This window comes from Vibrio fluminensis, from assembly GCF_015278125.1.
Classification (GTDB): domain Bacteria; phylum Pseudomonadota; class Gammaproteobacteria; order Enterobacterales; family Vibrionaceae; genus Vibrio; species Vibrio fluminensis.
This window is the reverse complement of the sequence record NZ_JADILO010000026.1, coordinates 67912-87497: the sequence shown is the minus strand read 5'-3', so window position 1 is coordinate 87497 and position 19586 is coordinate 67912. Positions and strand designations below refer to the sequence as shown.

Below are 19586 nucleotides of genomic sequence, written 5' to 3'. Positions count from 1 at the left end.
CCAAGTTTTACCATTTGCTTCCTTCAGATTTCACCTCACGGTGAACACCCTTGCATAGGCTAACGGTTCTCGCTCGACTGAGCCCGTAGAGGACTTTCACCTCCTAGATCAACGCCATGCTCGGCGCACGAAACGAAAAAGGTCAGCATTTGCTGACCTTTTGCATTCTTAAGCAATCAATTACGCCAGTGTTGCGTTAATTGCCGCTAGAACAGCAGCAGGATCTGCCGCTTGAGTAATTGGACGACCGATAACAAGGTAATCCGAACCTGCTTGAATCGCTTCTACTGGTGTCATTATGCGCTTTTGGTCACCTTGATCAGCACCTGCTGGACGAATTCCTGGCGTGATCAACTTGAACTCTTGACCTAATTCAGCTTTTAGCATTGAAGACTCATGTGCTGAACACACTACGCCGTCAAGACCTGCATTCTTAGTTAAGTTTGCTAGACGAATTACTTGATCTTTTGGTGCCATATCCAAACCGATACCTGCTAGATCTGGCTGTTCCATGCTGGTTAGCACTGTTACACCAATCAATAATGGGCGGTCTTTACCGTAAGGTTCTAGAATCTCACGAGATGCCGCCATCATACGCTCACCACCACTAGCGTGAACGTTTACCATCCAAACACCCATTTCAGCCGCTGCGCGAACCGCTTTAGAGCAAGTATTTGGAATATCGTGGAATTTTAGATCTAGGAATACAGAGAAACCACGTTGGTGAAGTTCTTTGACGAAATCAGGACCAAACAGCGTGAACATCTCTTTACCTACTTTAAGACGGCATGACGCAGGGTCAATGCGGTCAACAAAAGCTAAGGCATCCGCTTTATTGTCATAATCCAGTGCTACGATGACTTTTTGGTCGATCATCTCATCTCCTAATTAACTTATGTCTATCAATTTTGTTGTGCTTAAAAAAATGCAGCTAAAAAATTAGCTGCATTGAAAAAATAGTCTATTCGCCGTCCAAACCGCGGATCGGCTTAATTGTTCCCCACCCTTTACATGAAGGACAATGCCAATACATAGAGTGTGTGGAGAAGCCACACTTACGGCAACGGTAATGAGGTTTTACTTTCAACTGTTCACCAACCAATTTTTGCAAGGTCGCCAAACTTTCTTTCGCTCGACCTTCTTCAGCATTCATCAGATGGTAATCCATCAAGCGGAAGAATCCTTTCATAGTTGGGTTTTTAACCAGTTGTCGCGTCAATAATTCTTGTGCCGCTTCTGAGCCATCATGTTGAGCGACCAGTTGCGCCAACATCAATTCCGCTGATACGCCGGCCTTGCTCGCAATACACTGACGCAGGAAATCCAACAACTCGTCTTCTTGACCAAGATGGTGATAACAATCCGCAAGCGTTGGTAAAACTTCCGCGACAAAGTCTGAATCTTGTTCCAGCACCATCGTCATGTATTTAATAGTGTGAAGATAGTCCTCACTCTCGAGATACAACTTACCCAGTGCAATACTCGCACGCACGCATTTTGGGTCTTCACTCAGAGCGCGCTTGAAATGCGCGATTGCTTGCTTACGGTCGCCATCGGCTTGATCTTGCATCGCCATTTCACAATAGAAGTGGGCAATACTCACTCGCATACGCTTACGGCCTAGCTTAAACAGCTGGCTGGCATAGTAGATGGCTTTTTGCCACTCTCGTGTTTGCTGATAAATAGCAACCAATTGCTGTAGAGCGGCTTCTCGATGATCTGGCTCTTCAACTAACTGCTCAAAAATCTTTTCTGCGCGGTCTAAAAATCCCGACGCCATATAGTCTTTGGCCAGTTGCTGCAAAGCGATATTTTTCTGATCAATGGTGAGACCAGAGCGGGAAATGAGGTTTTGGTGGATACGAATTGCGCGATCGACTTCGCCACGCGATCGGAATAAGTTACCTAATGCTAGATGCGTATCTATCGTGTCATTGTCAACTTGAAGCAACTCAATAAAGTGATCCACCGCTTTATCAGACTGATCTGAAAGCAACAGGTTTAGGCCCGTCACATATTGACGAGAGATCTGATTTGAGTGCTTCTGCTTGTCTTGCTGCGCGCTACGATTACCCATGTACCAGCCATAGGCTGCAGCGATCGGCAATAACAAGAAGAGTATTTCTAGCATTGAGAAAAAGGCCTACCTAACTCGATTATGCTTTACTTTGTTCGACCTCAGTCGAGGTAGCGGGAGTTAGCTTTTTAAGTTGCTTATTAAGTTTTCGAACTTGCAGTTTTGATTTCATGTGTAGGCTACCGAATATGATCCATGCAATAACGAAGCCTGTCACAAACACTACACCTAACAATGTAGATAAGTGGAAATCGCCCTGAGCCAGCAGATAGTTAAAAGTGACAACTGCTTGATTTTGAGAACCTAACGCTAAAGCTACAAGGAACAAAGCCAGTACGATAACGATTTTTATAATTTTCATATTCCATTACCCATCTTAAAATCGACTGGTAAGATTATGCAGCAAAATCACCATTCAGACCACGGATATTAGCGATATTCTCAAATTTCAGTGCATTGTGGCTATCTTATATCCAAGTTAACCAAAGTACATTACTCAACCCTTCTAGTGAATATCGCTAGTGATTCGCAAGTTTTAGACCTTTTACTCTATAATCGCTCAGTAAGTAATTTCGCCACGAGTGAATTATTCGCGTCTCTAATAGTGGGCAGTTGAAATCTGGCGCTATTGATATCCTCTAGTTGTAACTGTGCAACAAGCAACTGCTCTTCTTGGCCAGCCTCGACCAGTGTTTGACCAAACGCATCCAATATACGCGAACCACCCCAAAATCGACTGTTTCCTTCTACTGCACAGCTGTTTGCCATCAACAACGGCACGCCATAGGTCATAGCAATAAAGTCGGTGTTGGTTTTCCACCCATTTGGATTTGAGAATTCATCAGAAACGATATCTGCCGCAGAATTAACTGGGGCAAGCAATAGTGATGGCCTATCAAGCATCGCCAAATGAGGGAGAGCTGGATTCCATAGGTCAGCGCAAATCAAAGTATGAATAGGCCAGCCGTCAATATGCTCACACATTGCCAACCTCTCTCCTTGCCCATACCATTTGCCTTCTTCCAACCCTCCGTAAGTCGGTAGATTAAGCTTACGATGCACATGAATCACTTTCCCTTGGGTCAGTAAAGCTTGAGCATTGTAAAACTCACCCGGTGCAGCCTGTTCAACAAAGCCAACACCAATCACCATGTTCGGAGCTACGTCCGATAGACGTTCAAATATCTCGTTCACACGTGGCAAAGCCACTTGCGGAACTTTGGCAAAAAGACTGTAGCCGGTGAGAGAAAGCTCTGGAAAAAGCAACACGTCAACGCCCTGCTGCTTTGCTTGGTTAATGAATTCAATATGTTTAACGGTGTTAGACGTAACATCGCCAAGCAGCGGAGCAATTTGTGCGATCGCAACTTTTAGCTGTTGTTTCATGTTATTGAGAACCTTTCAATCGACAAGGGCAACGCGTGCGTTGCCCTCTTACATTAAACAGTGATATGCAGAATCACGGGCGGAATCAGATAAGTTTGTTGTCGATTAAAAATCGCTTGGCGACTTTCTCAATGCTTTGACCATCAACATCCACTTTGGCATTTAACGTCGCCATAACTTCATCATTCAACAGAGCCGAAAGTGTATTGAGTTGAGCGGCAAGCTTAGGGTTGTTGTCGAGCGTTTCCTGACGCACAACCGGTGCTAACGCGTAATTCGGGAAAAAGCCTTTGTCGTCTTTAAGTACCACGAAATCAAACGCCTTAATTCGACCGTCGGTAGCAAAAACTAACGCCACATCGGCATTGCCGCTTTTTAGTGCTTGATAAGTTAAGCCCGAATCCATCTTCTTCAGATTTTTACGTGCCAATTTAAACTGGTATTGCTTTTGTAAAGGTTTTAGGCCATCAGGACGAGCAGCAAATTCCACGTTTGAAGCAAACAAAAGATCATCACCATCTGTTTTTACGTAGTCAGCAAAGTCAGAGATGGTCACGATGTTTTTGGCCGCGGCATCTTTTGCTCGCATCGCGAGCGCATAAGTATTATTTGCCTTTGATGGTTCAAGCCAAACCAACCCTTTTTCCCCATCGAGCTGTTTAACTTTGGCGTAAGCTTGGTCTGCGGACATCGGTTGTTTGATCTTATTAAAAGTGATCAATGACGTACCGGTATACTCCCAGTAAAGGTCAATTTGTCCGTTCTGTTGTGCTTTGCGCAGTACTGTCGACCCCATGCCATCGCGTTTATCCACATCGTAGCCTTGATTCGTTAAGTATTGCTCGGTCATCGATGCAACTATCAGTTGCTCAGTAAAACCTTTGCCCCCAACGACTAAGTCCGCAGCGTGAGAGAAAGTTGAGGTCAAGGCAAGCATCGTTGCACCAAATAAAGTCGTGAATTTAGACATTCTATTCCATTCCTATCTGTAGTAATTTTCGAGTTTTTATGTAATTCGTGGCAGCATTCGACCTAGTTTCGTAGAGGGTTAACCCCTTTACTGACAACCCCAAAAGTCAGCATGCCCAGCAACATATCTACCAAGACCGCCAAGCCGGCCGTTGGCAATGCGCCCGCCAGCATCATGCTTAGCTCATCTAAATCAATCCCGGTAAAAATCAGCTCTCCTAAGCCAGTTCCACCGATTAAAAATGCCAGTGGTACAGTACCAATGTTGATGGCGAATGCGGTTCGTATTCCCGCCATGATGACAAACATGGCATTGGGTAACTCAACACGAAAAAGCTGCTGAGTGGGTGTTAACCCCATACCGGTTGCGGCTTCTTTTAAGTACTCGGGTACCGCTATTAATCCGGTATAGGTGTTGCGCACAATCGGTAAAATCGTCGCAATGGCGAGAGCAAAGATCGCTGGTACATTACCAATGCCCAGCAATGTCATCGACAATGCCAATACCGCGAGTGTTGGCACTGTGGTGCCTATATTAAACACTTGCATCGCTGGCTCTGAGTAACGGCGCATTGACGGACGGCTGATTAAAATCCCGGCTGGAATCGCAATCACAATCGCGATTGTTCCTGAAATCAGGGTCAACTTTATGTGCTCACCAGCGAGATAAACAATGTCTTCACTGTAATACATGAAGTCTTCAATAAAGCCATTCGCTTGAAGCGTCGCACCAAGCAAAAAGGCACTCAGGACTAAGGCAAACAACAAGGCGTTGCGAATTTGTTCTTGTTTCACAACTTACCCCTTAGTCTGATATTTCGCGCCCAAGTGGTGAGTAATGCCGCGCTGAGACACCTCGCCACATAATCGACCTTGAGCATCGACTACTGGCAACCAAGACAAGTCATAGGCAAACATTTTGGATACCACAGCGCGCAAATCTTCGTCTTGCTGAATCACCAGTTGAATCCCTGCATAATGTTCGCCGCAAAGACCTCGATAAGAGAGCGACATTTCACGGGTAATAATGCCCACGGGCTGATGTTGTTTGTTCACCTTAACAATCATGCCATGACCATACTCTTCCATTTTCTTCGCCGCTTGTTGCAATGTCTCGCCAGCAGTGACAACGGGAACATGGGTTTCCATCACATCTGCCGCTGTGGCTAATTGAAGGCGTTTAAGCGTGCGATCATTACCAACAAAATCGGCAACGAAATCCGTTTCGGGTTTCGCTAACAGGCGGTCAGGGCTAGAGAATTGCTCCAATTTACCATCACGGAAGATAGCGATTTTGTCAGCCATCTTCACTGCTTCATCAATATCATGCGAAACGAACATAATGGTTTTATTGAGCTCGCGATTCATCTTGAGGAACTCTTCTTGAATCGCATCGCGATTGATGGGGTCAATCGCGCCGAAAGGCTCATCCATTAACAGCACTGGTGCGTCAGCCGCTAGAGCACGAATCACCCCCACTCGCTGCTGCTGTCCTCCGGACAATTCGTTCGGGTAGCGTTTCATAAAGGTGTTGGGATCAAGCGCAACCATATCTAACAGATCTTTAGCTCGCTGTTTGCAGCGTTGTACATCCCAGCCCATGAGCTTAGGTACTAAAGAGATGTTCTCTTCTATGGTCATATTGGGGAATAAGCCAGTTTGCTGGATCACATAGCCTATGTTGCGACGCAATGTCACGGTATCGATATCCGTAGTATCTTCACCATTGATGAGCACGCGTCCTGACGTTGGTGTCACCAGACGATTAATCATTTTAAGTGTCGTGGTTTTTCCGCAGCCTGAAGGACCAAGTAAAACGCAAATTTCTCCAGTAGGTACTTCCATACTGATGCGGTCTGCCGCAGTAATTACACCCTGAGGCGTTTCGAAAATCTTGGTCAAATTATCAAGTTGGATCATAAAGTCTGTCTCTTCGAATAGTCGTCTTACACAGGGTTAGCTGCAAACTACAACACCGTTTGGTGTTAATTTCTTTTGGATCTTCGCTAGCCCTAAATCGGCAATAATGGCGAGTAAACTTACTGCCAGTGCCCCTACGATAAGTTGGCGTGGGTCAGATTGACTAATGCCCCGCGCAATGAAAGAGCCAAGTCCCCCCGCACCAATGTAGGTCGCGATTGCCATGACACCGATATTCATCACCACTGCCATTCGGACACCTGCCATGATGACCGGAATCGCCAAGGGAATTTCCACTAAACGTAAACGCTGCATACTGGTCAGCCCAATACCTCGCGCCGCTTCGCGCAGCGATGGATCGACATTATTAATGGCCGTGTAGGTGTTACGGATAATTGGCAGTTGCGAGTAAAGCAATACCGCAATGACCGCGGGAAGATAACCAATACCCTGACCAATTAAGGACAGCGCTGGAATCATGATGCCGAACAAAGCGATCGACGGAATAGTGATAACAATAGAGGCGAGGTATAACACAATGTTTGCCGCGCGCTGGTTCTGGGTGATTGCAATACCAATAGGTACGCCTGTCAAAATGGCTAAACCGACTGCTAAGCTAACCAAAGAAAGGTGCTCTACAGTCCTAGTTACAATGATCTCCCAGTTTTCCAGACAAAAGTTAACTACTTCCAAATTAAACCTCTGGATTATGATGTTGAGTAAGACCAAATCGGTCCAAGATGAAATAAAGATTTAGACGTGCAATGTACACGGAAATAAGACAAAGCACCGCTTTCTGCTCGCTGCGCTTATGAAATTTAGCGAATAAGTTAAATGACTATTTAAATACAGAAATGCAGGACTTTATCGATGGAATTTAAGATTAATTCCGAATTTAAGCGCGAAAAATCATAACAACTCAATATAAATTGTCAAATTCATCAATAAATTTTGTCGAAAGTGGGTGAAATCTTAATTAACGCTTTTGAACGATATGTGCGCAATTATTGCTTTTTTGAGGTTTATTTTGCATAAAAAAACGGCACTCATATGGAGTGCCGTTTGTCGATACAGATGCGAAATTATAATTTCTGTCAATATAATTACACAATGTTAGCCAAGATTTACACGTTCGCGTAATTCTTTGCCTGGTTTGAAATGAGGAACATGTTTACCCTCAAGTTCAACCTTGTCGCCCGTTTTCGGGTTACGACCGACACGAGGCTCGCGGTAGTGTAATGAGAAGCTACCAAAACCACGAATTTCGATACGATCACCGTTCTCAAGTGTTGATGCCATATGCTCAAGAATGTCTTTTACCGCATCTTCGACTTCTTTAGCTGAAAGATGAGTTTGCTCAGCGCAAAGTCTTTCAATCAATTCAGACTTAGTCATAGTTTCCCTCGTAGAGTGATTTGTCATTTATTATAGTAACTAATACCAATTCCAACAAACACTTGCTAAAAAATTTAATCATTTTTTGCACAGTTTGTGCAACTATGAATCGCTTTCTTAATAATCAGTTGTAGAAATTGGTATTAGCCCACAAAAATAAAAAAGGAGCCTTTCGGCTCCTTTTTGCTATAAGGGAATTAAATTATTCGCCTTTAGCTGCTTTGAAAGCGTCTGCCATAGCGTTACCGAATGCGCCGTCATCTTGTTTGTTGATAGATGCCATTGCTTCTTGCTCTTCAGCTTCGTCTTTAGCTTTGATAGATAGGTTGATTACGCGGTTTTTACGGTCAACGCCAGTAAATTTCGCTTCAACGCTGTCACCAACGCTTAGGATTAGAGTTGCGTCTTCTACGCGGTCACGTGCAACTTCAGATGCACGGATGTAGCCTTCAACGCCTTCTTCTAGCTCAACAGTTGCGCCTTTAGCGTCTACTGCAGTTACAGTACCGTTAACTAGAACGCCTTTCTTCTTCTCTGCAACGTAAGCATTGAATGGGTCATTTTCCATTTGCTTAACGCCTAGAGAGATGCGCTCACGCTCTGCGTCTACTGCTAGAACAACTGCAGAGATCTCGTCGCCTTTCTTGTACTCACGTACAGCTTCTTCGCCAGCAACATTCCAAGAAATGTCAGATAGGTGAACTAGACCGTCGATGCCGCCTTCTAGACCGATGAAGATACCGAAGTCAGTGATTGACTTGATCTTACCAGTAACTTTGTCGCCTTTAGCTTGCGCTTCAGCGAAAGACTGCCAAGGGTTAGCTTTACACTGTTTTAGACCTAGAGAGATACGACGACGTTCTTCGTCGATCTCAAGAACCATAACCTCAACTTCGTCGCCAACATTAACAACTTTAGATGGGTGGATGTTCTTGTTAGTCCAATCCATTTCAGAAACGTGAACTAGACCTTCAACGCCTTCTTCGATTTCAACGAAGCAGCCGTAATCAGTTAGGTTAGTTACACGACCAGAAAGCTTGTGACCTTCTGGGTAACGCTTAGCGATTGCTACCCATGGATCTTCGCCTAGTTGCTTAAGACCTAGTGATACGCGAGTACGCTCACGATCGAACTTAAGAACTTTAACTAGGATTTCGTCACCTACGTTAACGATTTCTGATGGGTGCTTAACGCGTTTCCATGCCATATCAGTGATATGTAGAAGACCGTCAACACCACCTAGATCAACGAATGCACCGTAGTCAGTAAGGTTCTTAACGATACCTTTAACTTCTGCGCCTTCTTGTAGGTTTTCTAGTAGCTCATCACGCTCTACGCTGTTTTCAGATTCGATAACTGCGCGACGAGAAACAACTACGTTGTTACGCTTCTGGTCAAGCTTGATAACTTTGAACTCAAGTTCTTTGTTTTCTAGGTGAGCTGTATCACGGATAGGACGTACGTCTACTAGTGAACCTGGTAGGAACGCACGGATACCGTTAAGTTCAACAGTGAAACCGCCTTTAACTTTACCGTTGATGATACCAACAACAGTTTCAGCTTCTTCGTAAGCTTTCTCAAGAACGATCCAAGCTTCGTGACGCTTCGCTTTCTCACGAGAAAGTTGAGTTTCACCGAAACCGTCTTCTACTGCGTCTAGAGCAACATCAACTTCAGAACCAACTTCAACTTCAAGTTCGCCAGCAGCGTTCTTGAACTGTTCAGCAGGGATTGCAGACTCAGACTTAAGACCAGCGTCAACAAGAACGTAACCGTTCTCGATAGCTACTACAGTACCTTTAACGATAGTACCTTGTTGGAATTCAGTCTCGTTTAGAAACTCTTCAAAGAGTTGAGCAAAAGATTCAGTCATTTATTTAATCTTCAATAAATTAAACGTCCACGGGTATCCTACCTCATGGGGTTATTAAATTCGCCGGTCATCATCCTTGCGACCAACGCTCTGAGCCGACCCCGTATAATTACGCAGTCAGTTTAGATTCAATATATTGTAGTGCTTTTTCGACTACTTCGTCGATACTCATCAACGTAGAGTCAAGCAACAGCGCATCCTCTGCAGGGCGTAGTGGCGCCACTGGGCGATTACGATCTCGGTCGTCTCGCTCTTGGATCTCGCTCAAAAGGTCAGCAAATTTAACATCTAACCCTTTATCTTGCAACTGTTTAAGGCGTCTCTCGGCACGTTCTTCTGCGCTAGCATCTAGGAATATTTTCACTTCAGCTTGCGGGAATACAACTGTACCCATATCACGGCCATCTGCAACTAAGCCAACGCCTTCAGCAAATGCACGTTGACGACGCAAGAGCGCTTCGCGCACTCGAGGTAGTGCTGCCACTTTCGACGCTGCCATACCGGTTTGCTCTTTACGCAGTTCACCTGAGACATCTTCGCCTTCAAGAATAACTTTTACCAAGTCACCTTCCGCGATGAACTGAACATCTAAGTGAGTTGCTAGAGCCACTAATGCATCTTCTGACTCAAGATCAACACCATGATGAATCGCTGCTAATGCAAGTACGCGATAGATAGCGCCCGAGTCAAGCAAATGAAAACCCAGCTTATTAGCGAGTTGCATACAAAGCGTGCCTTTACCCGCACCACTTGGTCCATCTACGGTAATTACCGGCGTATGAGAGGACATGAAATACTCCAAGTTGCTTGCCGTCAGAGCAAACGGCTCCGACTTTTTCGGCGTGAAATTATAGAGCTAAATGCGGTAAGGTTCTAGGGAAGTTTGCAAATAAATCCTCTGTCAGAACAGATAACATCGCTTACCTAGGTATGAAGCTAAAACTAACAGAGATGAAAAGAAATTCTGCGGCATGACGAATTGATTCAAGGGCTCGAGATGAGCCCCTGGGCAAAAAACTACAGTTTTATTCTTGCGATATTTTTTGCCACGGTCGCTTCACCGATACCCTGTACCTTGGCAAGGTCTTCTATCTGCTTAAAAGGGCCTTGCTGCTGACGATAATCGACAATCGCCTGGGCTTTTTTCAAACCGATGCCTTTGAGCATATCAGCTATTTCTTGAGCAGAGGCTTGATTAACGTTAACGACGATCTCAATCCCATCGTATTTCGGGTCTTTAACTTCTTGATCCGATGCAACAGCGAAAGTAGAGGTGAGTACAAGCAATAATGTTATTAGTAAAGATTTCATTTTCATTGCGGTTCCTTTGTAAAAGGGAAGTGGACAGCCACCATACAACGGACAAAAAGCCTTTGTTATTCGCAATAATTAGAAATAAAACGGGCTGCCGAAGCAGCCCGTTTTGATAAGAGTGTAACTTACATCTCTATCGGTTATTGAGTCACAGCGAAGTACTCAATATCCGTCGTTTTGCGTAAGATACTAATCAAACCTTGCAAGTCTTGCTGAGCATTCATCTGCGTCATTTGACTTTCAATTTGCTCATTGTACTGAGTATTGAATACGTCCGATACTGCATCTAGTTCAACCACAACGATGTCACCGTTAAATGACTTCGATTGTGCGTAACCTACGTTGCCTTCTACTGGTTTAGGCATTGCAAATACCACTTGAGCCAGTGGAGAGCTGCGGTCAATGGTTTGAGTCTCACCGAACGCTAGGCCGTTTTCAGCTAGAATCGCTGTGTTGCCTGCTTTTAGCTCATCAACAACTTTCGTTGCTAATGCAATCGCGTTTTGCTCACCTTTAACTCGAGACAGTTGCGCAATAACTTGCTCACGCACGTCTTCCAAAGGTAGCACGGTTTCATCACGCATATCTTCTACACGAACAACCACAACATGCTCAGGAGCCACTTCGATCACTTCTGAGTTCAGACCATCTTCGCGAACTTCTGGGCTAAGGATTGCCTGCATCACAGCTGGTGTTTTCAATAGCTCAGGCGCATCAGCTTGAGAGATAAAGTCAGTAGTAACGATTTTCGCGTTAACGGCTTCTGCTGCATCATCCAGTGAATCTGGGTATTCAAACGCAACACGTTCAAGTTCGCTTTGCAGCTCGTAGAACTCATCGACTGCTTTTTGATCACGAAGTTCTTGCTTGATCGTTTCCGCAACTTCCGCATAAGGCTTAGCTACCGAATCTTTTAGCTCATCAAGTTTAATGATGTGGTAACCAAAGTCAGATTTTACTAAGCCAGTCACGTCGCCTGGAGTTTGTAGAGCGAATGCAGCTTCTTCAAACGCTGGATCCATTACACCACGTTCAATCCAACCTAGAGAACCACCCTCTTCTGCACTGCCAATGTCTTCTGACTTTTCTTCAGCAAGTGTTGCAAAGTCTGCACCAGCATTCAGTTCATCCAGAATCGCTTGCGCTTTTGCTTGGTCATCACCTTGAACAAGGATATGACTCACTTTGCGCTGCTCTTCAGAAGAGTATTTGTCTAAGTGCTCTTGGTAGTATTGCTTCGCTTGCTCATCATTGATGGTGATTGAGTTTTTCAATGCCTCAGCAGAAAGCTCAATGTAAGCGACTTTTGCTTGCTCAGGACGAGTGTAACGATCTGGATTTTGCTTGTAGTACTCAGCAATCTCCTCATCTGTTAGCTGTACTTTTTCAGCAAAATCAGCCAAAGCAAGATCGATTGTCTTCACTTCACGCGTTTGCATGATCAGCTTGCTTTGTGCTGAGACTTCACCCGGTAGTGCGAAATCACTTGCTTGAACAGCCGTCAGTAGTTGGTTACGTACTAGATCACGGCGTAAGTATTCCGCAAAACTTTCAGGGCTGTAGCCAGCACGGCGAAGCGCTGATTGGTACACATCTGAGTCGAACTTACCATCTACTTGGAATTGCGGCATAGCCAATAGCAACTCACGAACTTGCACGTCACTGACACGTAAGCCTAACGTTTTTGCGTGTTGCTCAAGTAGCGCATCGTTGATCATACGGTCTAAAACCGACTGGCGGAAAGATGCAACATAACTAGGGTCAGCTAGTAAATTCGAGAAGTAGTCGCCAAGCTGAGCTTGCATACGATTACGTTCGTTTTGGTATGCCTGCTCGAATTCACCACGACTGATTTCGACATTACCTACTTTCGCTGCAACATTGTTACTACCGCCAACGATGTAGCTACCTACACCTGCGAATACGAAAGATAGAATAATCAGGCCAAGGATAATTTTAACCGCGATGCTATTTACGCCTTCGCGCAATCGATCCATCATACTTTTGTTACTCTCCGCGTATGACACGCAATCACCTCAAACTGAGGTACTACGATGTTCATTAATAAATTAAAATTCAGTAGCGCGATAATATCAGAAAAAGAAATGCGCATCAGTATGATGCGCATAAATTAAAAAGGTTCTAACAAACTACTTAAAAAAAGTAGAAAGTTTGATTAGTTGCAAGCGTCTTTTAGCGCTTTACCAGCTTTGAAAGATGGTACTTTAGCTTCAGCGATTTGGATTTCATCGCCAGTTTTTGGGTTACGGCCAGTACGAGCTGCACGAGTGCGCACGCTGAAAGTACCAAAGCCAACAAGTGCTACTTGGTCGCCAGACTGAAGCGTACCGCTTACAGCTTCAATGAATGCGTCTAACGCACGGCCAGCTGCTGCTTTAGATAGGTCTGAATTCTCAGCGATTTTTTCTACTAGTTGAGTTTTGTTCACGGTGATTCCCCTTTACGTCGTCTGTTATTATTTTGTGAGACGACCTTTCGTTCCATTTCATTTAAAATTCAGCCCAAACCCTTGTATGGCAAGGCTTCAAGCTACAGTGGCTAACGTTAGCGTCCAAAAAAAACGCTGACAAGCACTTTTAAGCTTATCAGCGTAATCTTTTACTTATTTTTGCTGCACATCACTATTTTTCTACAGCAAACTCTACGCCTGACGGGTCTCTTTCCAATGCGACGCTCAGAACTTCATCGATCCACTGTACTGGAATAACCTTTAAGTCTGCGATCACGTTCTCAGGAATTTCTTCAAGATCACGTTCATTGTCTTTAGGAATCAGGACAGTTTTGATGCCACCGCGGTGTGCAGCCAACAGTTTTTCCTTCAGACCACCGATAGGTAGAACTTCACCACGTAGGGTAATTTCACCGGTCATCGCCACCTCAGCTTTCACTGGGTTACCTGTTAGGCTTGAAACGAGAGCCGTACACATTGCGATACCCGCACTCGGACCATCTTTTGGCGTCGCGCCTTCAGGAACGTGCACATGGATATCACGCTTCTCATAGAAATCAGGGTTAATACCTAGTTTCTCTGCACGAGTACGAACCACGGTCATAGCCGCTTGAATCGACTCTTGCATTACGTCGCCTAGCGAACCGGTTTGAACAAGTTTACCTTTACCTAGCATTGATTCGGTTTCAATCGTTAGCAGATCGCCCCCAACTTCTGTCCATGCTAAGCCGGTCACTTGACCAATACGATTTCGGTCATCAGCTTTACCGTAATCAAATCGTTGCACACCTAAGTATTCTTTTAGGTTATCCATCGACACAGTCACCGACTTCAAATCTTTGTTCAGCAGAATATTTTTCACTGCTTTACGACAGATCTTAGAAATCTCGCGCTCAAGGCTACGTACACCCGCTTCACGCGTGTAGTAACGAATAATGCCGACGATTGCTGAATCTTCAATAACGATTTCATTTGGTTTCAAACCATTACGCTGCACTTGTTTTTCAACAAGGTGACGTTTGGCGATATTCAGCTTCTCATCTTCGGTGTAGCCTGATAGACGAATCACTTCCATACGGTCCAATAGTGGACCCGGAATATTCATCGAGTTTGATGTCGCTACAAACATGACATCAGACAGATCGTAATCTACTTCTAGATAATGGTCGTTAAATGCGTTGTTTTGCTCTGGGTCTAACACCTCAAGAAGTGCTGATGACGGGTCACCACGCATGTCCGAAGACATCTTGTCGATCTCATCCAGAAGGAACAGCGGGTTTTTAACCCCAACTTTCGACATTTTCTGAATCAGCTTACCTGGCATTGAGCCAATGTAAGTACGGCGGTGACCACGAATTTCTGCTTCATCACGCACGCCACCTAGCGCCATGCGCGTGTATTGGCGACCAGTAGCCGATGCAATCGAACGACCAAGTGACGTTTTACCCACGCCAGGAGGACCAACTAGACAAAGAATTGGGCCTTTGAGCTTGTTGATACGGTTTTGTACCGCTAAGTACTCTAGAATTCGTTCTTTAACACGCTCTAGGCCGTAGTGATCTTCATTTAAGATCTCTTCCGCTTTCGCTAGGTTTTTCTTAACCTTGCTACGCTTACTCCAAGGCACGCCCAGCATCCAATCAATGTAACCACGGACTACGGTTGCTTCCGCAGACATTGGTGACATCATCTTCAGCTTTTGCAGCTCTTGTTCCGTCTTTTCACGCGCTTCTTGCGGCATTTTAGACTCAGCAATTTTTTGCTTAAGAGTCTCAAATTCGTCTACGCCGTCTTCACCTTCGCCAAGCTCTTTCTGAATCGCTTTCATTTGCTCATTCAGATAGTACTCGCGCTGTGATTTTTCCATCTGTTTCTTCACGCGGGTGCGGATGCGTTTTTCCACTTGAAGAATATCGATTTCAGATTCCATTTGTCCCATTAGGAACTCTAGGCGCTCTGAAATATCAAGAATTTCTAGTACTTTTTGCTTATCGACTAATTTCAGCGGCATGTGCGCAGCAATTGTATCCGCAAGGCGCGCAGCTTCATCGATACCATTGAGTGAAGTTAGTACTTCTGGTGGAATCTTGTTATTTAGCTTGATAAAGCCTTCGAATTGGTTGATTGCACTACGTACAATCACTTCTTGCTCGCGCTCATCTAGATCATTTGTCACTAGATACTCAGCGTCGGCAACGAAGAATTCATTGTCAATAAACTGGTGGATTTTTGCACGCTGCTGGCCTTCTACTAACACTTTCACAGTGCCGTCTGGAAGTTTTAACAACTGTAGAATAGTCGCAATGGTACCAACGTCGAATAGGTCTTCTTTTGTCGGCTCGTCAGTTTCCGCTTCTTTTTGCGCCACCAACAGTACTTGCTTGTTCGCATCCATTGCGGCTTCTAAGCATGCAATCGATTTTTCACGACCAACAAACAGTGGAATTACCATATGCGGGTAAACTACTACGTCTCGTAGAGGTAGTACGGGGATCTCGATACGTTCGGAACGTTCCAAGTTCATATTATTCTCTCTTCCGCTTAGTCTTATGAGCAGTATATGGGGGCTAATTGGTTGGAATCAATGGAGGAATAAAAAAAAGGAGGACTTAAAGCCTCCTTTTTTGATAACGATTGTCATTTGGCGAATTACGATTCAGCGCCTGCTGCTTGGTTATCTGAATTGCTATAGATTAGCAGTGGCTCAGACTCACCATTAATCACTGACTCATCAATCACAACTTTGCTTACGTTGTCCATTGATGGTAGCTCATACATGGTTTCTAGCAGTACAGCTTCTAGAATTGAACGTAGACCACGAGCACCAGTTTTACGTTCCATTGCTTTCTTAGCAATCGCACGTAGTGCATCTTCGCGGAACTCAAGTTCTGAGTCTTCTAGTTCAAATAGCGCTGCATATTGCTTAGTAAGCGCATTCTTTGGTTCACAAAGAATTTGAATTAGCGCTTCTTCATCCAGCTCAGTCAACGTCGTCGTTACAGGTAAACGACCAATGAACTCTGGAATCAGACCGTATTTCACTAAGTCTTCTGGTTCAACTTGAGTAAACAGTTCACCAACTGTCTTATTCTCGTCTTTTGAACGCACTTCTGCGCCAAAGCCGATACCTGCACCCGTTGCTACACGCTGATCAATGACTTTATCTAGGCCTGCAAATGCACCACCACAGATAAATAGGATCTTCGAAGTATCAACTTGCAAGAACTCTTGTTGAGGGTGCTTACGACCACCTTGTGGTGGAACCGAAGCTACCGTACCTTCAATCAATTTCAGTAGTGCTTGTTGAACACCTTCACCTGAAACATCACGAGTGATTGATGGGTTTTCTGCTTTGCGTGAAATCTTGTCGATTTCATCAATGTAAACAATACCACGTTCAGCTTTCGCTACGTCATAGTCACATTTCTGCAGCAGTTTTTGGATGATATTTTCAACGTCTTCACCAACATAACCTGCTTCTGTCAGGGTCGTTGCGTCAGCCATTGTAAATGGTACATCCAAGAAACGCGCTAACGTTTCGGCTAGCAAAGTTTTACCACTACCGGTTGGACCGATTAGCAGGATGTTACTTTTACCTAGCTCAACACCTTCGCTCGTAGTGTCACCATTGCGTAAACGCTTGTAATGGTTGTAAACGGCTACGGCTAGCACTTTTTTAGCGTAATCTTGGCCAATCACATAATCATCAAGATGCTCACGAATCTCGCGCGGCGTAGGCAGCGCTTCAGACTGTTTCTTAGGAAGCACATCTTTGATTTCTTCGCGAATAATGTCGTTACATAAGTCGACACACTCGTCACAAATGTAGACTGACGGACCGGCGATCAGCTTGCGAACTTCGTGCTGGCTCTTACCGCAGAAAGAGCAGTACAGCAGCTTACTACTACCACCCTCTTTGCTTTTATCTGTCATTCGCTAACCTCTTAGCCTTAAATCTATACGCTTTGAGTGTATATCAATTTTGGGCAAATTGCCCCCGCGAATTAAGCAAAACCTTGCCTCAACTCGACTAAATTGCACTCAAAGCCAAATTCTATTAACTACGGTGAGTCAATACCTGGTCAATGATACCGTACTCAGCGGCTTGTGCTGCTGACATAAAGTTATCACGATCAGTATCACGCTCGATCACTTCCATTGGCTGACCAGTATGCTCAGCAAGCAAAGTATTCAGTTTTTGCTTAATTGAAAGGATTTCTTGTGCGTGAATTTGGATGTCAGAAGCCTGACCTTGGAACCCACCTAGCGGTTGGTGAATCATGACACGTGCATTTGGTAGTGCAAAACGCTTACCTGGTGCACCACCAGCAAGCAGGAATGCACCCATTGAACATGCTTGACCTGTACACAATGTCGCAACGTTTGGCTTGATAAACTGCATGGTATCGTAAATAGCCATACCTGCTGTTACGCTGCCGCCTGGTGAGTTGATGTATAGGTAAATGTCTTTGTCTGGGTTTTCAGATTCAAGGAAAAGCAACTGAGCAACAATCAGGTTTGCCATGTTGTCTTCAACTTGACCGGTCAAGAAGATGATGCGTTCTTTAAGCAAGCGCGAGTAAATATCGTAAGAACGTTCACCGCGGGAAGTTTGTTCAACCACCATTGGCACGAGTGCGTTCATAATAGTATTTTGGTCTTGGTAGCTCATATTCTGATGTCCCTAAAATAAATGGCCCGGATGATTTAAATCATACGGACCATTGTTAGCAGAATAGTTAACGCTTAGTCAACTTTTCTACGCAAGATATTGCTTATTAAGCAGGTTGGTTCATTAGCTCGCTGAAGCCAACTTCTTTTTCAGAAACCTGAGCTTTAGCGATGATTGCGTCAATTGCTTGCTCTTCTAGAGCGATGTTGCGCATGTTGTTCATCATTTGCTCGTTTTGCTCGTAGTAAGCAACAACTTCTGATGGATCTTCGTAAGCAGTCGCCATCTCTTCGATTAGAGACTTAACTTTAGCATCGTCAGCTTTTAGCTCTTCAGACTTGATTACTTCACCTAGAAGAAGACCAACAACTACGCGACGTTTCGCTTGCTCTTCGAATAGCTCACGTGGAAGCTGAGCAGCAGCTTCTGGGTTGCCACCGAAACGTTGAGCCGCTTGTTGACGAAGAACATTGATTTCTTGGTCGATTAGTGCAGCTGGTACGTCAGTGTCATTTTCTTTCACTAGGCCGTCGATAGCTTGCTCTTTGATGCGGTTCTTAACTGCTTGCTTAAGTTCGCGTTCCATGTTCTTACGAACTTCAGCTTTAAGTGCGTCAACCCCACCTTCAACAACGCCGAATTTAGCAACGAACTCATCGTTTAGTTCTGGAAGTTCACGAGCTTCAACTTTGTTCACTTTGATAGAGAACTTAGCTGCTTTACCTTTTAGGTTCTCAGCGTGGTAATCTTCTGGGAAAGTTACGTCGATTTCGAATTCCATACCTTTAGTTTTACCTTCGATACCGTCTTCGAAACCTGGGATCATGCGACCTGCACCCATTTCTAGTGGGAAGTTCTCAGCTTTACCGCCTTCGAACTCTTCACCGTCGATAGAGCCAACGAAATCGATCGTTGCGCGCTTACCAGCTTCTGCAGCTTCTTCAACTTCAGTCCAAGTTGCTTGTTGCTTACGTAGAGTGTCGATCATCTCTTCAACGTCAGCGTCTTTCACTTCTGCTTGTGGTTTTTCTACAGTGATGTTCTCAAGACCTTTTAGTTCGATCTCTGGGTACACTTCGAAAGTTGCAGTGAATACTAGGTCTTCACCTTCTTTAGTTGCTACTGGAGCAAAAGTAGGTGCGCCTGCTGGGTTGATTTTTTCTTTAACGATCGCTTCGATGAAGTGACGTTGCATAACTTCACCCATCACGTCTTGACGTACTGCTTTACCGTACATCTGCGCAACCATTTTTAGAGGTGCTTTACCTTTACGGAAACCATCGAAACGACGGTTTTTAGCGATGTTGCGTAGTTCAGCAGTAACAGCGTCTTCGATGTTTGCAGCTGGAACAGTAATGTTTAGACGGCGCTCTAGGCCTTCTAGCGTTTCAACAGTAACTTGCATTATTCATTAACCTCAATACTGGCTCAGTATGGCTGAGCGTATGAGTTACCTAAGCTTGGCTTGGTAACTGCATCCTTGTTTGTACTCTAAGAGCACCTATTAATT

Annotated in this window: 18 protein-coding genes; all 18 read right to left on the bottom strand. The window is 44.6% G+C overall.

The window, feature by feature from the left end:
* Positions 1 to 180: 180 nt before the first annotated feature.
* The 18 genes from pyrF to tig all read right to left on the bottom strand — a co-directional run bounded on the left by pyrF (position 181) and on the right by tig (position 19481).
* The gene (gene pyrF / locus IRQ95_RS16220; RefSeq protein WP_123781316.1) at positions 181 to 876 is read right to left on the bottom strand and encodes an orotidine-5'-phosphate decarboxylase; all 696 of its coding nucleotides are present in this window, start codon (positions 874 to 876) and stop codon (positions 181 to 183) included.
* 85 nt (positions 877 to 961) lie between these two features.
* The gene (gene lapB / locus IRQ95_RS16215; RefSeq protein ID WP_194437898.1) at positions 962 to 2131 is read right to left on the bottom strand and encodes a lipopolysaccharide assembly protein LapB; all 1170 of its coding nucleotides are present in this window, start codon (positions 2129 to 2131) and stop codon (positions 962 to 964) included.
* A 25-nt stretch (positions 2132 to 2156) separates the two neighbouring features.
* Positions 2157 to 2438, bottom strand: coding sequence for a LapA family protein (locus IRQ95_RS16210; RefSeq protein WP_194437897.1), 282 nt, complete (start codon positions 2436 to 2438; stop codon positions 2157 to 2159).
* Positions 2439 to 2626: 188 nt separating this feature from the next.
* Positions 2627 to 3463 (bottom strand): nitrilase-related carbon-nitrogen hydrolase, encoded by an 837-nt coding sequence (locus tag IRQ95_RS16205; protein ID WP_194437896.1) that lies wholly within the window; start codon positions 3461 to 3463, stop codon positions 2627 to 2629.
* Positions 3464 to 3548: 85 nt separating this feature from the next.
* Positions 3549 to 4433, bottom strand: a complete 885-nt coding sequence (locus IRQ95_RS16200; protein ID WP_194437895.1) for a glycine betaine ABC transporter substrate-binding protein — start codon at positions 4431 to 4433, stop codon at positions 3549 to 3551.
* A gap of 62 nt (positions 4434 to 4495) precedes the next feature.
* Positions 4496 to 5227, bottom strand: a complete 732-nt coding sequence (locus IRQ95_RS16195) for an ABC transporter permease (RefSeq protein WP_348541623.1) — start codon at positions 5225 to 5227, stop codon at positions 4496 to 4498.
* Between the two features lie 3 nt (positions 5228 to 5230).
* On the bottom strand, positions 5231 to 6352 hold the full coding sequence (locus tag IRQ95_RS16190) for an ABC transporter ATP-binding protein (RefSeq protein WP_075651333.1): 1122 nt from the start codon (positions 6350 to 6352) through the stop codon (positions 5231 to 5233).
* Positions 6353 to 6388: 36 nt separating this feature from the next.
* A complete protein-coding gene (locus IRQ95_RS16185) occupies positions 6389 to 7045 on the bottom strand; it encodes an ABC transporter permease (RefSeq protein ID WP_075651331.1) in 657 nt (218 codons plus the stop codon).
* 420 nt (positions 7046 to 7465) lie between these two features.
* Positions 7466 to 7747 (bottom strand): integration host factor subunit beta, encoded by a 282-nt coding sequence (gene ihfB / locus IRQ95_RS16180; RefSeq protein ID WP_194437894.1) that lies wholly within the window; start codon positions 7745 to 7747, stop codon positions 7466 to 7468.
* A 202-nt stretch (positions 7748 to 7949) separates the two neighbouring features.
* On the bottom strand, positions 7950 to 9620 hold the full coding sequence (rpsA, locus tag IRQ95_RS16175; protein WP_194437893.1) for a 30S ribosomal protein S1: 1671 nt from the start codon (positions 9618 to 9620) through the stop codon (positions 7950 to 7952).
* 109 nt (positions 9621 to 9729) lie between these two features.
* The gene (gene cmk, locus IRQ95_RS16170) at positions 9730 to 10410 is read right to left on the bottom strand and encodes a (d)CMP kinase (protein ID WP_194437892.1); all 681 of its coding nucleotides are present in this window, start codon (positions 10408 to 10410) and stop codon (positions 9730 to 9732) included.
* 227 nt (positions 10411 to 10637) lie between these two features.
* The gene (locus IRQ95_RS16165) at positions 10638 to 10937 is read right to left on the bottom strand and encodes a ComEA family DNA-binding protein (protein WP_194437891.1); all 300 of its coding nucleotides are present in this window, start codon (positions 10935 to 10937) and stop codon (positions 10638 to 10640) included.
* 137 nt (positions 10938 to 11074) lie between these two features.
* Positions 11075 to 12934, bottom strand: a complete 1860-nt coding sequence (gene ppiD / locus IRQ95_RS16160; RefSeq protein ID WP_194437890.1) for a peptidylprolyl isomerase — start codon at positions 12932 to 12934, stop codon at positions 11075 to 11077.
* A 176-nt stretch (positions 12935 to 13110) separates the two neighbouring features.
* Complete coding sequence (locus IRQ95_RS16155; RefSeq protein ID WP_075651319.1) at positions 13111 to 13383, bottom strand: HU family DNA-binding protein; 273 nt, start codon at positions 13381 to 13383, stop codon at positions 13111 to 13113.
* A gap of 193 nt (positions 13384 to 13576) precedes the next feature.
* Entirely contained in the window at positions 13577 to 15928 is a 2352-nt protein-coding gene (gene lon, locus IRQ95_RS16150) for an endopeptidase La (RefSeq protein ID WP_194437889.1), read from the bottom strand.
* 125 nt (positions 15929 to 16053) lie between these two features.
* Complete coding sequence (clpX, locus tag IRQ95_RS16145) at positions 16054 to 17337, bottom strand: ATP-dependent protease ATP-binding subunit ClpX (RefSeq protein WP_194437888.1); 1284 nt, start codon at positions 17335 to 17337, stop codon at positions 16054 to 16056.
* Positions 17338 to 17461: 124 nt separating this feature from the next.
* Positions 17462 to 18076: an ATP-dependent Clp endopeptidase proteolytic subunit ClpP gene (gene clpP, locus IRQ95_RS16140; RefSeq protein ID WP_075651313.1), complete on the bottom strand. Its 615-nt coding sequence runs from the start codon at positions 18074 to 18076 to the stop codon at positions 17462 to 17464.
* A gap of 106 nt (positions 18077 to 18182) precedes the next feature.
* Positions 18183 to 19481 (bottom strand): trigger factor, encoded by a 1299-nt coding sequence (gene tig, locus IRQ95_RS16135; protein ID WP_194437887.1) that lies wholly within the window; start codon positions 19479 to 19481, stop codon positions 18183 to 18185.
* Positions 19482 to 19586 lie beyond the last annotated feature (105 nt).